The 17,134-nt window shown below is 39.3% G+C and carries 16 protein-coding genes; 13 read left to right on the top strand and 3 right to left on the bottom strand.

Going from position 1 to position 17,134, the window contains the following annotated elements:
* Positions 1 to 142: 142 nt before the first annotated feature.
* The 10 genes from nikB (at position 143) to ade (ending at position 9,689) form a co-directional block, all read left to right on the top strand.
* Positions 143 to 1,087, top strand: a complete 945-nt coding sequence (gene nikB / locus E7276_RS09595) for a nickel ABC transporter permease (RefSeq protein WP_294216810.1) — start codon at positions 143 to 145, stop codon at positions 1,085 to 1,087.
* On the top strand, positions 1,080 to 1,928 hold the full coding sequence (gene nikC, locus E7276_RS09590; RefSeq protein ID WP_294216808.1) for a nickel transporter permease: 849 nt from the start codon (positions 1,080 to 1,082) through the stop codon (positions 1,926 to 1,928). Before nikB ends, nikC begins: the two co-directional genes overlap by 8 nt.
* Before the next feature lie 25 nt (positions 1,929 to 1,953).
* A complete protein-coding gene (locus tag E7276_RS09585; RefSeq protein WP_294216806.1) occupies positions 1,954 to 3,513 on the top strand; it encodes an ABC transporter substrate-binding protein in 1,560 nt (519 codons plus the stop codon).
* A 15-nt stretch (positions 3,514 to 3,528) separates the two neighbouring features.
* The gene (locus E7276_RS09580) at positions 3,529 to 4,311 is read left to right on the top strand and encodes an ABC transporter ATP-binding protein (RefSeq protein WP_294216803.1); all 783 of its coding nucleotides are present in this window, start codon (positions 3,529 to 3,531) and stop codon (positions 4,309 to 4,311) included.
* 9 nt (positions 4,312 to 4,320) lie between these two features.
* A complete protein-coding gene (locus E7276_RS09575) occupies positions 4,321 to 5,076 on the top strand; it encodes an ABC transporter ATP-binding protein (RefSeq protein WP_294216800.1) in 756 nt (251 codons plus the stop codon).
* A gap of 42 nt (positions 5,077 to 5,118) precedes the next feature.
* The gene (locus E7276_RS09570) at positions 5,119 to 5,895 is read left to right on the top strand and encodes a class I SAM-dependent methyltransferase (protein WP_294216798.1); all 777 of its coding nucleotides are present in this window, start codon (positions 5,119 to 5,121) and stop codon (positions 5,893 to 5,895) included.
* 20 nt (positions 5,896 to 5,915) lie between these two features.
* Entirely contained in the window at positions 5,916 to 6,674 is a 759-nt protein-coding gene (locus E7276_RS09565) for a class I SAM-dependent methyltransferase (RefSeq protein ID WP_294216796.1), read from the top strand.
* A gap of 340 nt (positions 6,675 to 7,014) precedes the next feature.
* Complete coding sequence (hypB, locus tag E7276_RS09560; RefSeq protein ID WP_294216794.1) at positions 7,015 to 7,689, top strand: hydrogenase nickel incorporation protein HypB; 675 nt, start codon at positions 7,015 to 7,017, stop codon at positions 7,687 to 7,689.
* A 14-nt stretch (positions 7,690 to 7,703) separates the two neighbouring features.
* The gene (locus E7276_RS09555) at positions 7,704 to 7,964 is read left to right on the top strand and encodes a hypothetical protein (RefSeq protein WP_294216791.1); all 261 of its coding nucleotides are present in this window, start codon (positions 7,704 to 7,706) and stop codon (positions 7,962 to 7,964) included.
* Positions 7,965 to 7,973: 9 nt separating this feature from the next.
* Positions 7,974 to 9,689, top strand: a complete 1,716-nt coding sequence (ade, locus tag E7276_RS09550; protein ID WP_294216790.1) for an adenine deaminase — start codon at positions 7,974 to 7,976, stop codon at positions 9,687 to 9,689.
* Positions 9,690 to 9,752: 63 nt separating this feature from the next.
* On the opposite strand, the gene E7276_RS09545 is transcribed toward ade, so the two are convergent.
* Both E7276_RS09545 and E7276_RS09540 read right to left on the bottom strand, forming a co-directional pair.
* Positions 9,753 to 11,318: a DUF5722 domain-containing protein gene (locus E7276_RS09545; RefSeq protein ID WP_294216787.1), complete on the bottom strand. Its 1,566-nt coding sequence runs from the start codon at positions 11,316 to 11,318 to the stop codon at positions 9,753 to 9,755.
* A gap of 187 nt (positions 11,319 to 11,505) precedes the next feature.
* Positions 11,506 to 13,020, bottom strand: coding sequence for a DUF5722 domain-containing protein (locus E7276_RS09540; protein WP_294216786.1), 1,515 nt, complete (start codon positions 13,018 to 13,020; stop codon positions 11,506 to 11,508).
* 279 nt (positions 13,021 to 13,299) lie between these two features.
* Here E7276_RS09540 and E7276_RS09535 point away from each other — a divergent pair, with 279 nt between their 5' ends.
* Positions 13,300 to 14,328, top strand: coding sequence for a glycoside hydrolase family 5 protein (locus E7276_RS09535; protein WP_294216784.1), 1,029 nt, complete (start codon positions 13,300 to 13,302; stop codon positions 14,326 to 14,328).
* 42 nt (positions 14,329 to 14,370) lie between these two features.
* On the opposite strand, the gene E7276_RS09530 is transcribed toward E7276_RS09535, so the two are convergent.
* Positions 14,371 to 15,114, bottom strand: a complete 744-nt coding sequence (locus tag E7276_RS09530) for an alpha/beta hydrolase (RefSeq protein WP_294216782.1) — start codon at positions 15,112 to 15,114, stop codon at positions 14,371 to 14,373.
* A gap of 112 nt (positions 15,115 to 15,226) precedes the next feature.
* On the opposite strand from E7276_RS09530, the gene galT reads away from it, so the two are divergent.
* Both galT and E7276_RS09520 read left to right on the top strand, forming a co-directional pair.
* Complete coding sequence (galT, locus tag E7276_RS09525; RefSeq protein WP_294216781.1) at positions 15,227 to 16,720, top strand: UDP-glucose--hexose-1-phosphate uridylyltransferase; 1,494 nt, start codon at positions 15,227 to 15,229, stop codon at positions 16,718 to 16,720.
* Positions 16,721 to 16,810: 90 nt separating this feature from the next.
* Positions 16,811 to 17,017, top strand: a complete 207-nt coding sequence (locus E7276_RS09520; protein WP_294216779.1) for a hypothetical protein — start codon at positions 16,811 to 16,813, stop codon at positions 17,015 to 17,017.
* Positions 17,018 to 17,134 lie beyond the last annotated feature (117 nt).

Here is a 17,134-nt window from a genome sequence, read left to right as displayed (position 1 = left end):
TAACTATATTACTGCTTAATATTCCCTTTTGGAATATCAATATGCTCTTTTAGAATGATATATACCCCCTTAAGTTTATTGTAATTAGTTGGATTACTTAATATAATTGACTAGTTAACAAAGACTTAAGGGGTATTCTTTTTTGAAATATATTATCAAACGAATTCTTCAATTAATTCCATTATTGTTTGCAATTACATTTCTCTCATTTGCCATGATGCGATTGGCAGGCTCAGATGTAGTTGAGCAGAAAATGTTAAATACAGGTCAAGTAGTTACAGAGACTCAGCTGCAGGCGGCAAAGATAGAATTAGGTTTAGACAAACCATTTCTGACTCAGTATGGCGTCTGGCTTTCCAATATGCTCCATGGTGACATGGGCGTGAGCTACGTATCGGGCAAGGAGGTTTTTTCAACCTTCACTTCTAAATTGCCGGCCACATTGTTTTTGACCTTTACTTCAATTGTTTTAACGGTGATTATTTCCATACCTCTTGGAATCATAGCTGCTGTTCAAAAAAATAAAATTTTAGATTACATAATCCGATTTCTAAGCTTTATAGGAAATAGCTTACCAAACTTTTTTGTAGCACTTGTGCTTATGTATGTTTTGGGAATAAAGCTTGGGGCATTTCCTATTATTTCAAGGGAAATGAGCTGGGAAAGCGTTGCAATGCCTACATTGACCTTAGCTATAGCAATGAGCGCAAAATATTTACGCCAGGTTAGGGCAACAGTTTTAGAAGAACTAAATAAGGGCTACGTAATGGGTGCCAAAGCAAGAGGAATAAAATTCTCGGTAGTTCTTTGGAAAAGCGTTCTGCGAGAATCTCTTGTAACCATAATCACTTTGCTTGCATTATCAATTGGTAGCTTGCTTGGTGGAACAGCCATTGTGGAATCTATCTTTATGTGGGATGGAGTTGGAAAGCTTGCCGTAGATGCAATTAATATGAGAGATTATCCAATAATACAAGCCTATGTAATGTGGATGGCGATTATTTATGTTCTTGTAAATTTAATCACTGATTTGCTCTATAGAGTGCTTGATCCAAGAATTAGACTGGAGGGCTGTAGTAATGACTAGAAAGATTAAATCCCTTCAGAGAAAATATAAGAATGCAAAAGTAAGGATTATCGTATATGCGATAGCAGTACTTGTCCTAGTATTAATTGCAATCTTTGCTGAGAGGCTATGTCCATTTGACCCATATGAACAGGATTTGAGTATGGCCTATAAAGCACCAGACGCCCTTCATATTATGGGAACAGATGCTTATGGTAGAGATTTGTTCTCTAGAGTCCTTGTGGGGGCTAAATTAAGTATATTAACAACCTTGCTGCTAGTTATTACCATATCTGTTTTTGGAACCTTTGTGGGGGTGATTTGCGGCTATATGGGCGGATTAATAGATGGAATAGTTATGAGAATATCAGATTTCTTTTTGGCTTTTCCGGGATTGGTTTTCGCACTTGCTATTGCAGCACTGCTTGGTGGCGGTGTGGCCAATGCGGTAATCGCCTTGGCTGTAATTAGCTGGCCAAAGTATTCAAGAGTAGCTAGAAGCCAGACTCTTTCTGTAAAGAATTCTACCTTTATCCAAGCCGCAATATTGGCAGGAGATAAACCAGGACAAATAATGATTAGACATATATTGCCTAATATTTTTGGTCCAGTTCTTGTTACCGCCATGCTTGATATTGGAACAATGATGATGGAGCTGGCAGGCCTTTCGTTTTTAGGTTTGGGCGCGCAGCCACCATTAGCAGAGTGGGGAAGCATGATATCAAATGGTAGAAGTATGCTTCAGACTTATCCCTGGGTGGTGCTATCACCTGGTTTTGCTATATTTGTTTCAGTAGTTATTTTTAATTTATTTGGCGATTCGGTGAGAGACTATTTTGCGTCAAAGCACCATTTATCGTAATACATTTTTAAGGAGTATGAATAATATGAAATGTACTAAGAGATTTTTAGCATTGCTTATGGCAATGACCTTAGGAGCTACTGCATTTACAGGCTGTGGAGCTTCAAAGGATGCTGATAGTGCTTCAACTGGAGAGAAAACTCTAGTATTTGGAGATACTACCTTTAACGCAGAAAACGAAGAGGCTAACATTGATCCACATGACACATATTGTGGATGGCCATGTATTCGCTACGGTGTTGGAGAAACACTTTTTAAATTTAATGACAACATGGAATTAGAGCCATGGATTGCAGAAAGTTACGAGAACGTTGATGAACTCACATGGAAGGTTGTAATCAAGGATGGTGTTACATTCTCCAATGGTAAGGCTTGCGATGCAGCAGCAGTAAAGGCTTGCATAGAGGACTTGGTGGCTAAACATGAACGCGCAGCAGGAGATTTAGCTATTGATTCTATTGAGGCAGATGGACAGACTCTTACAATTAAGACACAAACACCAAAGCCAACACTTATAAATTACCTTTGTGATCCATATGGCTGCATCATTGATGTAGAAGCAGGAAATGCTGACGGTATCGTTGTTGGTACTGGCCCATTTGTTTGCACTGAGTTGGTAACTGACGATCATTTGAATTTAGCAAAAAATGAAAATTACTGGGATGGAGATGTTAAGCTTGATGAGATAACAGTTCTCACAATCTCAGATGGAGATACACTTGCTCTAGCCCTTCAAAATGGAGATATTGATGCAGCATACGGAATGGCTTACGCTTCATATCCTCTTTTTGAAAATGATGCCTACACATTCTCAAGCACATCAACAAGTAGAGCTTTCTACTGTCAGATGAATTACCAGTCATCAGTAATGGCAGATGATGCTGTTAGAAAAGCATTTGCAATGGGAATCGATAAAGAAGGATTCGTAAATACGTTATTAAATGGCTATGGAACAGTAGGAATCGGAGCCTTTCCAGATAATTATTCCTTCGGTGGAGATGCTGTTAGCACAGAAGGCTACGACCCAGAAGGCGCAAAGGCAGTCCTTGAAGAAGCAGGATGGTTTGATACTGATGGAGATGGAATCCGTGAAAAGGATGGTCAGACACTTACAATCAGATGGATTAGCTATCCTAGCCGTCAGGAGCTTCCTCTTTTAGCAGAGAGTGCTCAGTCTACACTTAAGAATATTGGATTCGATGTTCAGTTAAATATTACAGCTGACCATGGAACAATTGTTGCAGACCCTAGCGCTTGGGATGTATATGCAGCTGCATTTGTTACATGTGGTATTGGTGATCCAATGTATTTCTTTGCAACACATTGCTTGGATGATTCAACAAAGAATCGTGGTGGTTATCATAGTGATGAAATACAGGCACTTGCTGATGAAATGAATAGTACTTTGGACATTGATGCCAGAAGCGATATAGCAATAAATATGCAGCAGCAGATTCTTGATGACAATGCATTTGTATTCTGTTCATTCCTTCGTATGAGCATGATTTCAAAGTCAAATGTTACAGGACTTGAAGCTCATCCATGTGACTACTATGAATTTACAGCAGATTTGGATGTGCAGTAGGAGATAATTTAAAGTATGGCCAAAGAAATTCTTGCCTTTGATTCAGTTGATATATCATATGAAAATGGAGAAGTTCTCCATGACATAAGCTTTTCTCTAATGGAGGGAGAAATCCTTGGTCTCGTAGGAGAGTCTGGTAGCGGTAAAACTACCGCTATCAAATCTATCCTTGGTTTATTAAATGATGGTGTAGTATCAAAAGGCAACATTAACTATAGGGGTGAAAATCTTTTGAGTCTTTCTGAGAGGGAAATGCGTCAAATCAGAGGCGCTGAGATTGGAATGATTTTTCAGGATTCCAAGGATTCCCTTTCTCCAATAAGAACTATCGGTTCCCAGATTTTGGAGAGCATGGCAGCTCATGCCAAAATCAACAAATCAGAGGCGAAAGCCAAGGCTCTAGATTTATTTAATAGACTTAATTTTCATGACCCTGAGAAAATATGGAATAGTCATCCATTTGAGCTTTCTGGGGGGATGAATCAGCGAATAGGGATTGCTATGTCAATGCTTACGGAGCCTTCTGTGTTATTGGCGGATGAGCCTACAAGTGCATTGGATGTGGCAGTTCAAAAGCAGGTGGTTCAGGAGCTTTTAAGCTTACGTGAGATTTTTAATACTGCCATTATTATTGTTACCCACGATATAGGGGTAGTGTCTGCCATGGCTGACAAAATACTTGTTTTGAAGGACGGTTATTCTGTTGAATATGGCGTTGCCAGGGATGTTTTAAACACCCCTAAGCATGAATACACCAAATTGTTGTTATCGTGCGTTCCTAGATTGAATAAAAAGTAGGAGAAGCTTGTGAAAGAAATTATTAAAGTAAGCAATTTAAGTAAAACTTTTACAACTAGAAAAAACGACAAAACAGCAGCCGTTAGGGAGGTATCCTTTGTATTGAACCAGGGTGAAACCTTGGGGCTAGTTGGAGAGTCTGGTAGTGGAAAAAGCACTATTGCTAGATTGTTAATGGGACTTATCGCTCCAGATCGTGGGGAGATTCGTATATACGATAATGATTTAAAGACCCTAAAAAAGAACCCCCTTGATTTATACAGCAAGATTCAGATGGTATTTCAAAATCCGGCCGAATCCTTTGATCCTAGAAAGACACTTGGTGATGGTATTGCTGAGCCTCTTAAAAACAGAGGCTATTCAAAACAGGAAATAGAAAAAAGAGTGGTAGAGCTTCTTGAAATGTGCGGACTGACAGCAGATTTTGCCGCAAAGACACCAGCCAGTGTAAGTGGCGGCCAGTGTCAGAGAGCAGCAATTGCAAGAGCCTTGGCGGTACAGCCTGAGATTCTAATCTGCGACGAAGCCACTAGCTCACTTGATGTTACTGTTCAAAGGCAGATTATTGATTTGCTTGTAGAATTAAAAAACAAGCAAAATCTAAGCATAATATTCATTTCCCATAACCTTGCCTTAGTGCAAATGTTTTGTGATAGAGTGATTGTGTTATACAATGGTAAAATAGTTGAAGAAGGAGAGCCAGATTATATCATAAATAATCCTCAAGCCGAATATACTAAGCTCTTATTGGACTCGGTGCTTTAACTGTGGTTTGGGAAATGGATGGTATGTGGTATACTTTGAGCTATGATTACGGAAAATAACAAGGATAATTACCTTTACTGGCAGAATAGAGCCTCTGGTTATTCAGAGGTTAATAAAGAAGAATTAGCAGGCGTCCAACGGGATAATTGGACGTCTTTTTTAAGTAAAACAATAAATGATGCTTTTCCAGATAAAACACCATCTGAAATTAAAATATTAGATGTTGGTGCAGGACCTGGATTTATTTCCATCATATTGGCTGAGGCCGGTTATCAGGTTACTGCCTATGATTTCTCGGAGTCGATGCTGTCAGAGGCTAGAAGTAATGCAGGAAGCCTTGCTGACAGTATAGCTTTCGTCCAAGGAGACGCACTGTCTCCAAGGTTTGAAAAGGAATCCTTTGATGTAGTTTTCTCAAGAAATCTTACCTGGAACCTGGCACAACCAGAGGAGACCTATAGACAGTGGATTTCACTTTTGAAACCAAAAGGAATAATGCTTGTATTTGATGCAAATTGGTATTCATATTTAGTAGACGAAGACAAGCTTGAGGAATACAATCAGGACCGTTTGAATGTTGCTGAGCATGGGCTTGGTGATTACAATATAGGCAATGACTTTGACAAAATGGAAGCGATTGCCATGACGCTTCCTATGACAAAAAGAAATCGACCAGCATGGGATGTCAATTTTCTGCAGGAGCAAAATGAGGGAGCAGTAGAGTACATAGAGGATATCGGGAGTGTCCTCTACTCAGAAAAAGAAAAAATAAATTATAGATCCACACCAATGTTTATGGTGAAATTTATAAAAGTATAAATAGACAGGAATAATTAATAATGGGTGAGTTACACTATATAGCTTTCGAGGATGAGGCTGACAATATAAAAGAAAAAGTTGAAAGCTATTGGACCAAGCGTGCAGATAGCTTTTTTGAACTACGACATGATGAAATCGAAAGCACAAAGTCTGAGCGTTGGGTAAAGGAAATATCAAAGCTTTTACCAGAGGGCAAAGCTCTTAATATATTAGATGTAGGCTGCGGCACAGGCTATTTTGAGGTTATTCTAGGCAGACTTGGTCACAAGATTACAGGAATAGATTTAACAGAGGAAATGGTTTCAAAAGCCAACGAAATGATTGGCATTTACGGTATAGACGACAATGCTAAGGCTCTAATTGGTGATGGAGAGAATCCTGATTTTGAGCCAGAATCCTTTGATGTCGTCATTACTCGAAACCTCACATGGACACTGCCTCACCCTGATGATGCCTACAAAAGTTGGTACAAACTGTTGAAAAAGGGTGGCAAGCTCATCAATTTTGACGCTGAATATGCTAAGGGGGCACACAATCTAAAGAGCCCTGAGAATCTTGCTCACAGTCAAATCGATGATGCATTAAAGGATGAATGTCACGACATCTATCATATGCTGACAATCAGTATGCTTAATCGCCCAGATTGGGATGCTAAAATTTTGGACGAAATTGGTTTCAATAACGTAAATACGGACACAGATTTTGGCTCTAGAATATTCGTAGAACACGACAAATTTTACATTCCAGACAGAATGTTTAGTATTACTGCAACAAAATAAAAAGAGTGGAAATCAGAATACAAAAAAATACAAAAAAATTTGAAAAATGCTGTTGCGAAACCGTTTTCAAAATGATATATTGTAACACGTACTAGCGAAAAGCTAATACCAAATTTTTCATAACTCAGCGACCAAGGGTAACTTTGGTCGCACTCCCCGAACTTCCAGCCGATGCATTTTGCACCGGCTTTTTTTAACTTCTCTGCAATATGGATATGGTTGCATATGAAGACGATAGATTAATTGGTGGCATTTTGTAGCGAGTATAGATTATAATAAAAAGTGAGGATTATTAATGAGGTCGGCGGAGCATGTCGACGAATTATAGGAGTTATAAATAATGAGTGAAGTAAAAGTAATTGAGATAGGTGAGAGTGTATTTGCAGAAAATGAGGCTGCTGCCGCTGCCATTAGAGAGCAGATGAAAAAGCAGGGTACATTTTTTGTTAATGTAATGTCTGGTCCAGGTTCAGGAAAGACTACTACACTTTCTGCAATTATCAATAGAATGAAGGACAAATATAAGATTGGAGAGATGGACGTTGATATTGAGACTAGTATCGATGCCCAGAGAGTTGCTGATGCCACAGGCGTCGAGTCCATTCAGATTCATAATATGGGGCTTTGCCATATTGATGCTGACATGACTAGTCGTGCATTAATTGAGTATGATACTACAGATTTGGATTTGCTTATCTTAGAGAATATTGGCAATCTTGTATGCCCAGCAGAGTTTGATGTTGGTGCCAATAAAAATCTTATGCTTTTGTCGGTTCCTGAGGGTGATGATAAACCACTTAAATATCCTTTGATGTTTGAAATCAGTGATGTTGTTTTGATAAACAAGATTGATACTTTAGAGTATTTTGATTTCAGTAAGGAAAAGGTTACAGAGCGTATCTTGAAGCTCAATCCAAATGCAAAGATTTTCTTTGTTAGTGGTAAAACAGGCGAGGGCTTAGATGAAGTTGTTGCTTGGTTCGAGGAGGAGATTGTTGCAGTAAAGCAGAACTAATAATTGGAGGGGTTATGAAAGAGAACAAGGGCGAATTGAATATGTCTGTTTCTGCCGTTTGCCAAAATGATAAAGGGCAGAAGTATGCATTTGTCGCCTTTTCTGATGGAGTTCGCAGTGCTGAGGGGCGCATCCCTGAATGTAAAATAATTAATAATAGCGGTTTTGCGGTTATTGAGGTTCAAGAGCTGGAAAAATACATGCAGGACAATCTTGGAGCATTAAAGAAGATGGCATCTGGCATAGATATTTTTTCGGCTTTTTTTAAAATGTAGGAGATTTAAATGCGTTATCAACAGAGAAAAATGTCGAGAGGTGAGTATGAAGAATTTTTGCAGGTAGCAGCAGGCCACGTTAAGGCTGGGCTTGTTCTTAAAAATGCTACTTATCTAGATGTCTTTACCAATAAGTTTAGACAGGGAGATATTGCAATTTCTCATGGCAGCTTTGCAGGAATCGGTGAATATCAAGGCGAAAAGGAAATTGATATGACCGGTAAAACTGTTGTGCCAGGATTTATAGATGCTCACATTCATATTGAGAGCACAACCGTGGTGCCTGCCATATTTGCCAAAGAAGCTTTAAAGCACGGTACAACAGCTATTCTTACAGACCCACACGAGATAGCCAATGTGATGGGCGTAGATGGCGTGAAATACATGCTAGAAGCCTCTGAAGGACTTCCAATGGACATTTTATTCATGCTTCCATCCTGCGTACCATCTTGCAAGTTTGACGAGCCTGGAGCTCAAATTCTTGCTGAGGACATGGAACCATTTTATGAGGATGAAAGGGTCTATGGAATTGCGGAGCTTATGGATGTAAATGGTGTTGTCACCAGACGCAAGGATGTTTTAGACAAAACTTTTTCAGCAATACAAAATGATAAAATGATTGACGGCCATGCCCCTATGATAGAAGGGACTCAATTGATGAGCTACATTGCAGCAGGTGTATTGTCTGACCATGAATGTACAACATTTGATGAAGCAATTGAGAAAATGGGCGTGGGTATTTGGATAATGATTCGAGAGGGTACAGCTGGAAAAAACCTAGAATCACTTATCGGGCTTTGTAAGGAGCCATATAGCTCTAGAAGTATGTTCTGTACTGATGACATGCATATTAATGACATTATGTCCGAGGGGCATATTGATAATATTGTTAGAAAAGCAATTAAGCTTGGGGTTGATCCTGTTGTAGCTTATAAAATGGCTTCCTATTCTGCAGGAACCTATTTTGGACTTAGAGATAGAGGCGCTATATCTCCAGGTTTTCTGGCTGATTTCATTGTTGTAAATGATGTAAATACAGTAGATATTGACGGTGTTTATAAAAGTGGTATAGAGCTTACAGATGAGTATTTAGATAACAATTGTAAGAGCAATATATCTAAGGAATTAATAGACAAATCTCACAATACATTTAATATGCCTGTTGTTACTACTGGGATGCTTAAATCTAATGATGAGCTTCCTATTCTTGGTTTGGTAAATGAGCAGCTGTATACTACCAGAGAAGGCTTGGCATCAAAGATTGATGTGGAACAGGATATTTTAAAGGCTGTTGTAGTAGAAAGACACAAAAACACAGGGCATATTGGAATGGGCTTCATCAAAGGATATGGCTTAAAGAAAGGTGCAATTGCAACTTCTGTTGCCCATGACGCTCACAATATAATAGCTATTGGAGCTAGTGAAGAAGAAATTGCTCAGGCTATTAACGAGCTCAAAAATATAGGCGGCGGAATGATTGTTTATGCAGATGGAGAAGTAAAAGCATCATATGCTCTGCCAGTGGCGGGCTTAATGAGCGAAACTGATGCACTTTCAGCTAAAACGGCCCTAGAAAATGTTAATAAAACAGCATACGAGTTTGGCGTTAATAGAGGAATTGATCCATTTATGACGCTTAGCTTTACTGCACTTCCAGTTATTCCTGAATTACGTATAACTACACACGGCGTAGTTGATGTGCCAGCTTGGAGACTTTTTAAATAAATACTAAATATATAATAGCCATCTAGCAGTTGCTAGATGGCTATTGTTATTTTGTCGATGAAATTATCTAGGTGTAATAAGTGTATTTAAATCAACACCTGCAACGGCACTAGCCTGTGCAATTGTGTTTGGATTGTCTACACTCTGGTACCATGAGTATGCAAGCTTCTTTGAACCGTCTGCGTTACAAATACCGTATGCAAGACCCTGTGCTACCTCATCAGCGTGATCAGATTCTCTTGAAAGAATAAATCCGTCAACGTGGCTGTTGTTCATTGCAACCATGTATGCGTATACGATAGATGCAGCCTGAATCTCTTCGCCACCAAGGCTTGTGTAACCAAGCTCTGAAACCTTAACAGTTCTAACTGCACCTGATGGTGAAAGGAATTCAGAAGTTGAAAGTAAGTCTGTAAGGACATCTAAGTTGTACATTGTTACATATGCAGCACTCTGGCTGTGTGGCGCGTTAGCACCGCTCCAAGCGCATGGATCTGTAAGTGTAGCGCTGTATGGGTGAGCAGCAACTCTCCAGTCGATGTTACCCTCGCTTCTAATCTTTGAGTTGAATGATGTAAGGAATCCCTTACCGCTCATGTAGTAAGAAGCCTCAGCACGTGCCCACTGGTGATCGATACAAGTGTAAACATTAGCAGAAGCGTTTTCTGACTTAATACCATTGTACATTACACGGAATGCATTAGCGTACTCGTTAACGAATACTTCGTTTGAACCACAGTTCATGTAGTTCCACATCCAATAAGCATTAACCTCATTACCGATGATGAAGTTATCTACCTGACCGAAGCCACGGCCTGTCCAACGATTTGCAAGGAATGAAGCAGCAGCACCGAGCATTTCAACACCCTCAGTTGTTGTTGCATTTAATCCATAATAGTTGTGTGCGCCAAGTCCATCATATGAGTAAGGGCTGATGAAGTTGCCATCTGCGCCCTGGTCAACTACGATGATTACTGAAACCTGGCAACCCTGAGCATTGTACTTTCTAAGAGAGAAATCGTATCCTGAAAGTCTAGCTGTCTCAAAGTTATAAGTTTTACCATTGTAGTTATAAGGAACACCAGAACCACCTGTAATCCATGAAAGTGGAAGAGTAAGTGTTACCTGTGAGCAGCCTAAATCTCTAGGCTGGTTCTTGCTTGCCATCCATGTCTCAAGAGCTGGGAGAACACCCTTCTTTGAGATATCCATTCTGTTAGCAGAAACTGTAGCGCATGCCTCTGGGTTTGTAATAAACATGCTGTTAGAAGCTGGCTTTAATGCGCCGCCTGACATTACACATACTGTAAACTTTTTGAAAAGCATTGAATCAGCTGCGCCCTTGTTAAGAGGAACAGTGAATGTTGCGCCTGCAGAAGCAGCAACCTGAGCAACATCAGTACCAGTTGGAGCTGTTTGATTTACATCAGAAGCAACAAGATGATATAAACCATCATCTGAAGAAGTAGAGCCTGCAGTAGCGATAACTACATCTGAACCCTGAATAAGAACACTGCCGATTGTAACTGCGCCAGCTGCCTCAGCATCCATGCTAGGAACTGCAGCGAAAGCACTAACAGCAAGTGTTAAAGCAAGAGCTACGCTTGCGAGCTTGTGTAAAAATTTCATAATTACCATAGTCCTTTCAATTATTTAATTGTGTACGTTCATATATTTGACAAAACATACTATATCATGAAAATTACAAAAAATATAGACATTTCTGTATTTTTTCACAATATAACTTTATTCACGATTTAATTAATAATGGCTCGCATAGAATGTATGCGAGCCATTAAATGTACTTAGCAAATCATTATCTAGGAGTAATCAATGTTGTTAAATCAACACCTGCGTAAGCGCTTGCCTCAGCAATTGTAGCTGGATCAGCTGCATTCTGATAGAATGTGTATCCTAATTTTGGAGAACCATCTACATTACATAATCCGTATGATAATCCCTGTGCCAATTCTGCAGCATGCTCTAATTCTCTTGTTACGATAATGCCGTCGATATGGCTGTTATTTTCAGCTACAAGATATGCGTATACAAGTGATGCAGCCTGAAGCTGTTCACCCTCGTGGCTGATATATCCAACCTCAGAAACCTTAACGGTACGAACTGCTCCTGTAGGAGAAAGCATATCTGAGTTGCACATAAAGTCTGTTAAAACATCGATATTTGCCATCGTTACATATGGTGAACTCTGGCTGTGAGAAACATTAGATGATGTTTCCCATGCACGTGGAGCATAAAGAGGTGCGTTGTAAGGGTGAACTGCAACTCTCCAATCCACGTTACCTTCGCTCTTAATATTATTGTTTAATTTTGTAAGGAACTCTTTTCCTGAAATATAGTATGAAGCTTCTGCGCGTGCCCACTGATGGTCGATACATGTGTAAACATTTGCAGTTGCATTCTGTGACTTAATTCCGTTATACATAATGCGGAAAGCATTGTAGTATTCTCTCATGAAAATATCATTAGAACCGCAGTTCATGTAGTTCCAAAGCCACCAAGCATTAACCTCATTACCAATAATAAAGTTATCAACCTGGCCGTAGCCCTGTGAGCCTGAATAATGGCTTGCTAAGAATGAAGCTGCGTTTGCAAGTGTTTGGCAACCTTCTGCTGTCTTAGCATTAAGACCATAATAGTTATGAGCACCAAGGCCATCATAAGAATAAGGATTAAAGTATTCCTGTGGGCAGTTAATATCAGCAAGGATAATAACGTTAACCTGAATACCAAGTGAATTATATTTACGAACAGAATAATCGTATCCTGAAAGTGAGCCAATCATTGAAAGTGGGATGTTAAGGTTAACCTGTTTTGCTCCAAGAGCTGCAGGCTGATTCTTGTCTGCAATATTCTTTTCAAGAGCTGGAAGGATACCTTTCTTTCCATAGTCCATACGTGCTGGTGCATATGTGGCACAAGCCTCTGGATTTGTAATGTACATGCTGTTTGAAACGGCCTTTAAGGCACCACCTGACATTACACATACTGTAAACTTCTTATATAAAACAGAATCTGCACTATCTTTATTCAAAGGAACAGTAAAAGATGCATTAGCTCCAGCAGTAGCCTGGGCGATATCAGTGCCCTCTGGTGCTGTTTGATATGGATCAGAAACAACTAGATGATATAAACCATCATCTGAGGAAGATGATCCTGCTGTAGCAACAACTACATCAGAACCTTGAATAAGTACGCCACCGATTGTGACACCGCTAGCAGCCTTAGCGCTAGAAGCTGGCTCCACCAAAAGTGAGGCAATTACAAGTGTAAGGGCAAGTGTTACGCTTGCAAGACTCTTGAATAATTTCATATACCATAGCTCCTTTCAAAAGCTTCATTCACCTACGTCCACGCCGGTGGACATTTCCCACTATAGCCTCAAAATATAAAGGAAATGTGAACTGAAACAAGGAAACATCATATATACACAAATTGTTCATAAATGATATTTCACAAAATTTGAATTTTCGTAGATTTTCGTAAGCTCAAAGGGTAGTTATGGCCATTAGAATTTGGTATATTGATTTAGTCAAGGGGCAAAAATCCAAATATTATTTATGGAAGAATATTATTGTATAAGGAGAAGATTATGAGAAAATTCGAAGGATATCTTCATGGTGTAAACTTGGGCGGTTGGTTATCCCAGTGTGACCACACAAAGGAGCGCTATGATAATTTTATTCATGAAAAGGATATCGAGATAATAAAAAGCTGGGGAATGGACCACTTTAGGGTTCCAGTAGATTATGAATTAGTAGAAAGAGGCGCTGGAGACTACAAGGAAGAGGGTTTTAAGTACATTCAAAATGCAATTGATTGGGCAGGCAAGAATGGTCTTAATATGATTCTTGATTTGCACAAAACAGCAGGCTTTAGCTTTGACTTTGGCGAGGCTGAGTCAGGCTTTTTTGATAACGAAGAATATCAGGAGAGATTTTATCTTTTATGGGAAGAATTCGCAAAGCGTTTCGGAAAGTATTCTGATAGACTTGCTTTTGAATTATTAAATGAGGTAACAGACAAAGCATATGGACCAAAATGGAATGAGATTTCACGTAAATGCGTTGAGCGAATCAGAAAAATTGCTCCAGATGTTAAAATCCTTATTGGCGGCTACTATAACAATAGCGTAGAGGGAATGAAGGCTTTGGCGGAACCATATGATGAGAATATTGTTTATAATTTCCACTGCTATGAGCCACTTATTTTTACACATCAGGGTGCATATTGGATTGAGGCTATGGACAAAAGCTTTAGAATGCCATTTGATGTTACCTATGGTCAGTATGCTGAGAATACAGCCCGAAATCTTGAGGGGCACGTAGCAGACTATAGTAAATACAAGCAGGATGCGGTAATGGGCGTAGAGTTTTTCCGTGACCTTTTGGCTGAGGCAGTAAGCATCGCTGAGGAGAGAAATGTACCTGTTTATTGTGGAGAATTTGGTGTTATCAATCTTGCTACACCAGAGGATAGTTTAAAATGGTACAAAAATATTTGTCAGTGCTTTGATGAGTTCAATATTGGACGTGCTGCATGGAGCTATAAGGAAATGGATTTCGGCCTTGTAGATGATCATATGAAGCCAGTTATAAAAGAACTAATAAATATTATATAGAAAGAAAATAGCTCCAGAATTTGATTCTGGAGCTATTATTATCTAATTATTCATAAAATTGAGAATTGCATCTACCGTTTGAGTAGTTTGTTCTTGGACTGTAATAGTAGGTGTCCCATCCCCTGCTTGCATTCCGTAATCTCCGAAATATCCGTGGCAACCACCTTCTATTATAACTTCTGTATAATCAGCAGGAAGATTAGACAAATTCTTGTTATAGTTTTTCATATTTAAAACGCCGTCTTCAGAGCCTCTGATTGTAAGTACATCAACTGGCGCACCATCAGTCAAATCCACCATGGAATATGCTGCAAGCAAAATCAGACCTTCATATTCTTCCTTGTGCCTATCTGCATAAAGTGAAGCCATGGCACCGCCTAAGCTATGGCCACCAATGTACCAATCACTGATTTCTGGAAATTGTGCTTGGATTCCTCTGGCTGCATTTGCGTCAAAAAGAGCTAGGTAATAAGGCATTTCTACAAGTACACACATAATATTTTGCTGTGCCAGCTGCTCCATAAGAGGTGCATAGGCTTCTGTCTGCACCAGACCGCCTGGATAAAATATAAGTCCAGCTGTAGGATTTTCGGACTTGAAAACTATGGCATTATCTAAATAATCTACCGTGATTCCTTCAGCCGGTGAACTAATGCATTCCAAAGCCTCTGAGGTTGCGTGATAGTAATTATGTAAATATGAAGATATTCTATTTGTTCCTAAGAAAAAAACCGAGATTATGATAATCCAGGTTACTATTCTACGTCTGTTAAATCGTTTACTCATGAGACAATTATATCATTAATTATCTAATTTAATATAAAGAATACTTGAAGTTAAAAACTAAATAGTTGTACAATAGTTTCCAAAAGATTTTTTGTTATTTGCGGAGGGGATTATGTTACAAGAAAGTATCAAGAAATTAGTTCAATACGGAATCGATACAGGAATTACACCAGAGTGTGAGAGAATTTATACAACTAACTTGCTTCTGGAATGTATGAATGAAGATGAATATACTGACCCAGAATGCGATTTGACTAATATCGTATTAGAGGATGTATTAAAGGATTTACTAGATGAAGCAGTAAAAAAGGGAATCATCGAAGATTCCGTTACCTACAGAGATTTGTTTGATACAAAGCTTATGAATTGCCTTTGCCCTAGACCATCTCAGGTAATTGATAAGTTTAATTCGATTTATGACTCAAAGGGACCTGAGGCAGCTACAGACTATTTCTACAATTTTAGCCGCAACACAGATTATATTCGTACATATAGAGTGAAAAAGGACTTAAAGTGGACTACTGAGACAGACTACGGAACACTTGATATCACTATTAACCTTTCAAAGCCAGAGAAAGACCCTAAGGCCATCGCAGCAGCAAAAAATGCAAAGCAGTCTGCTTATCCAAAGTGTCAGCTTTGCATGGAAAACGAAGGCTATGCCGGAAGAACAAATCATCCAGCCCGGGAGAACCACAGAATTATTCCTATTACAATCAACGACAGCAGCTGGGGATTTCAGTACAGCCCATATGTCTACTACAATGAGCACTGCATCGTATTTAATGGACAGCACACGCCAATGAAAATTGAGAAAGCTACATTCGTAAAGCTTTTTGACTTCGTAAAACTTTTCCCACATTATTTCTTGGGAAGTAATGCAGACCTTCCAATTGTTGGTGGTTCGATTCTTAGTCATGACCATTTCCAGGGTGGACACTATACCTTCGCAATGGAAAAGGCCCCTATCATAAAGGAGTTTTCTGTAAAGGGATTTGAGGACGTTCATGCAGGCATCGTTAAATGGCCGCTTTCAGTTATTCGACTTCAGTGCAAGGACGAAAAGAGAATCATTGATTTAGCAGACCACATTTTAAATGCATGGCGTGGTTATACCGACGAAGCTGCATTTATTTTTGCTGAAACAAACGGAGAAAAGCATAACACAATAACACCAATTGCTAGAAAACGTGGTGACTTATTTGAATTAGATTTAGCTCTTCGAAACAACATTACAACAGAGGAGCATCCACTTGGTGTATATCATCCACATGCGCACTTACACCACATCAAAAAGGAAAATATCGGTCTTATTGAGGTTATGGGACTTGCAGTATTGCCAAGTCGTCTCAAGCAAGAAATGGAACAGCTTGCAGACTACATTGTCAACAAAAAGGACCTTCGTACAAACGAAGCTCTTGCAAAGCATGCTGACTGGGTAGACTCCTTTAGCACAAAGTATGATGTGATTGATCAAAGCAACGTCAATGAAATTCTCCAGCAGGAGATTGGAAAGGTTTTCTGCCAAGTCCTTGAATGTGCTGGTGTTTACAAGAACACACCAGAGGGAATGGATGCGTTCCTTCGCTTTGTAAATACTTTATAAACCGTGTGATACTTTTGTGATATTTCCTATCGTATACTTAGCTCAACAAATAACAAAAACAGTTGAGCGGGGACGCAGGAGGAAATGAAAATGATGATTATTATTGGTTACATGGTTTTTGCACTTGTTGGTTTAGCAATTATCGTCTACACAGCAGACGAATACGAAGAGTTCTATTATGAGGAGCCAAAGGATAACGTTATTGGTGACGCATATTTATATAGATTTGTAGATTCTGATTATGATAGAGTCGAAAGAGAACTAATCAGATTTGCAGATGAACTTGCTCTACAGTAGCAAGGGGGGTTTAAAAGGATGGCCTAGTGCCATCCTTTTTGTGGTTTGCGCGCCATGGGCGCGCTCCAACGGGTGAAAGTCCCGAATACGCCTAGGTAACAAGGAAGTATATAGCTG

Source organism: Pseudobutyrivibrio sp. (genome assembly GCF_015057185.1).
Lineage (GTDB): Bacteria > Bacillota > Clostridia > Lachnospirales > Lachnospiraceae > Pseudobutyrivibrio.
The sequence above is the reverse complement of the archived record's forward strand: the minus strand, read 5'-3'. Positions and strand labels throughout refer to the sequence as shown.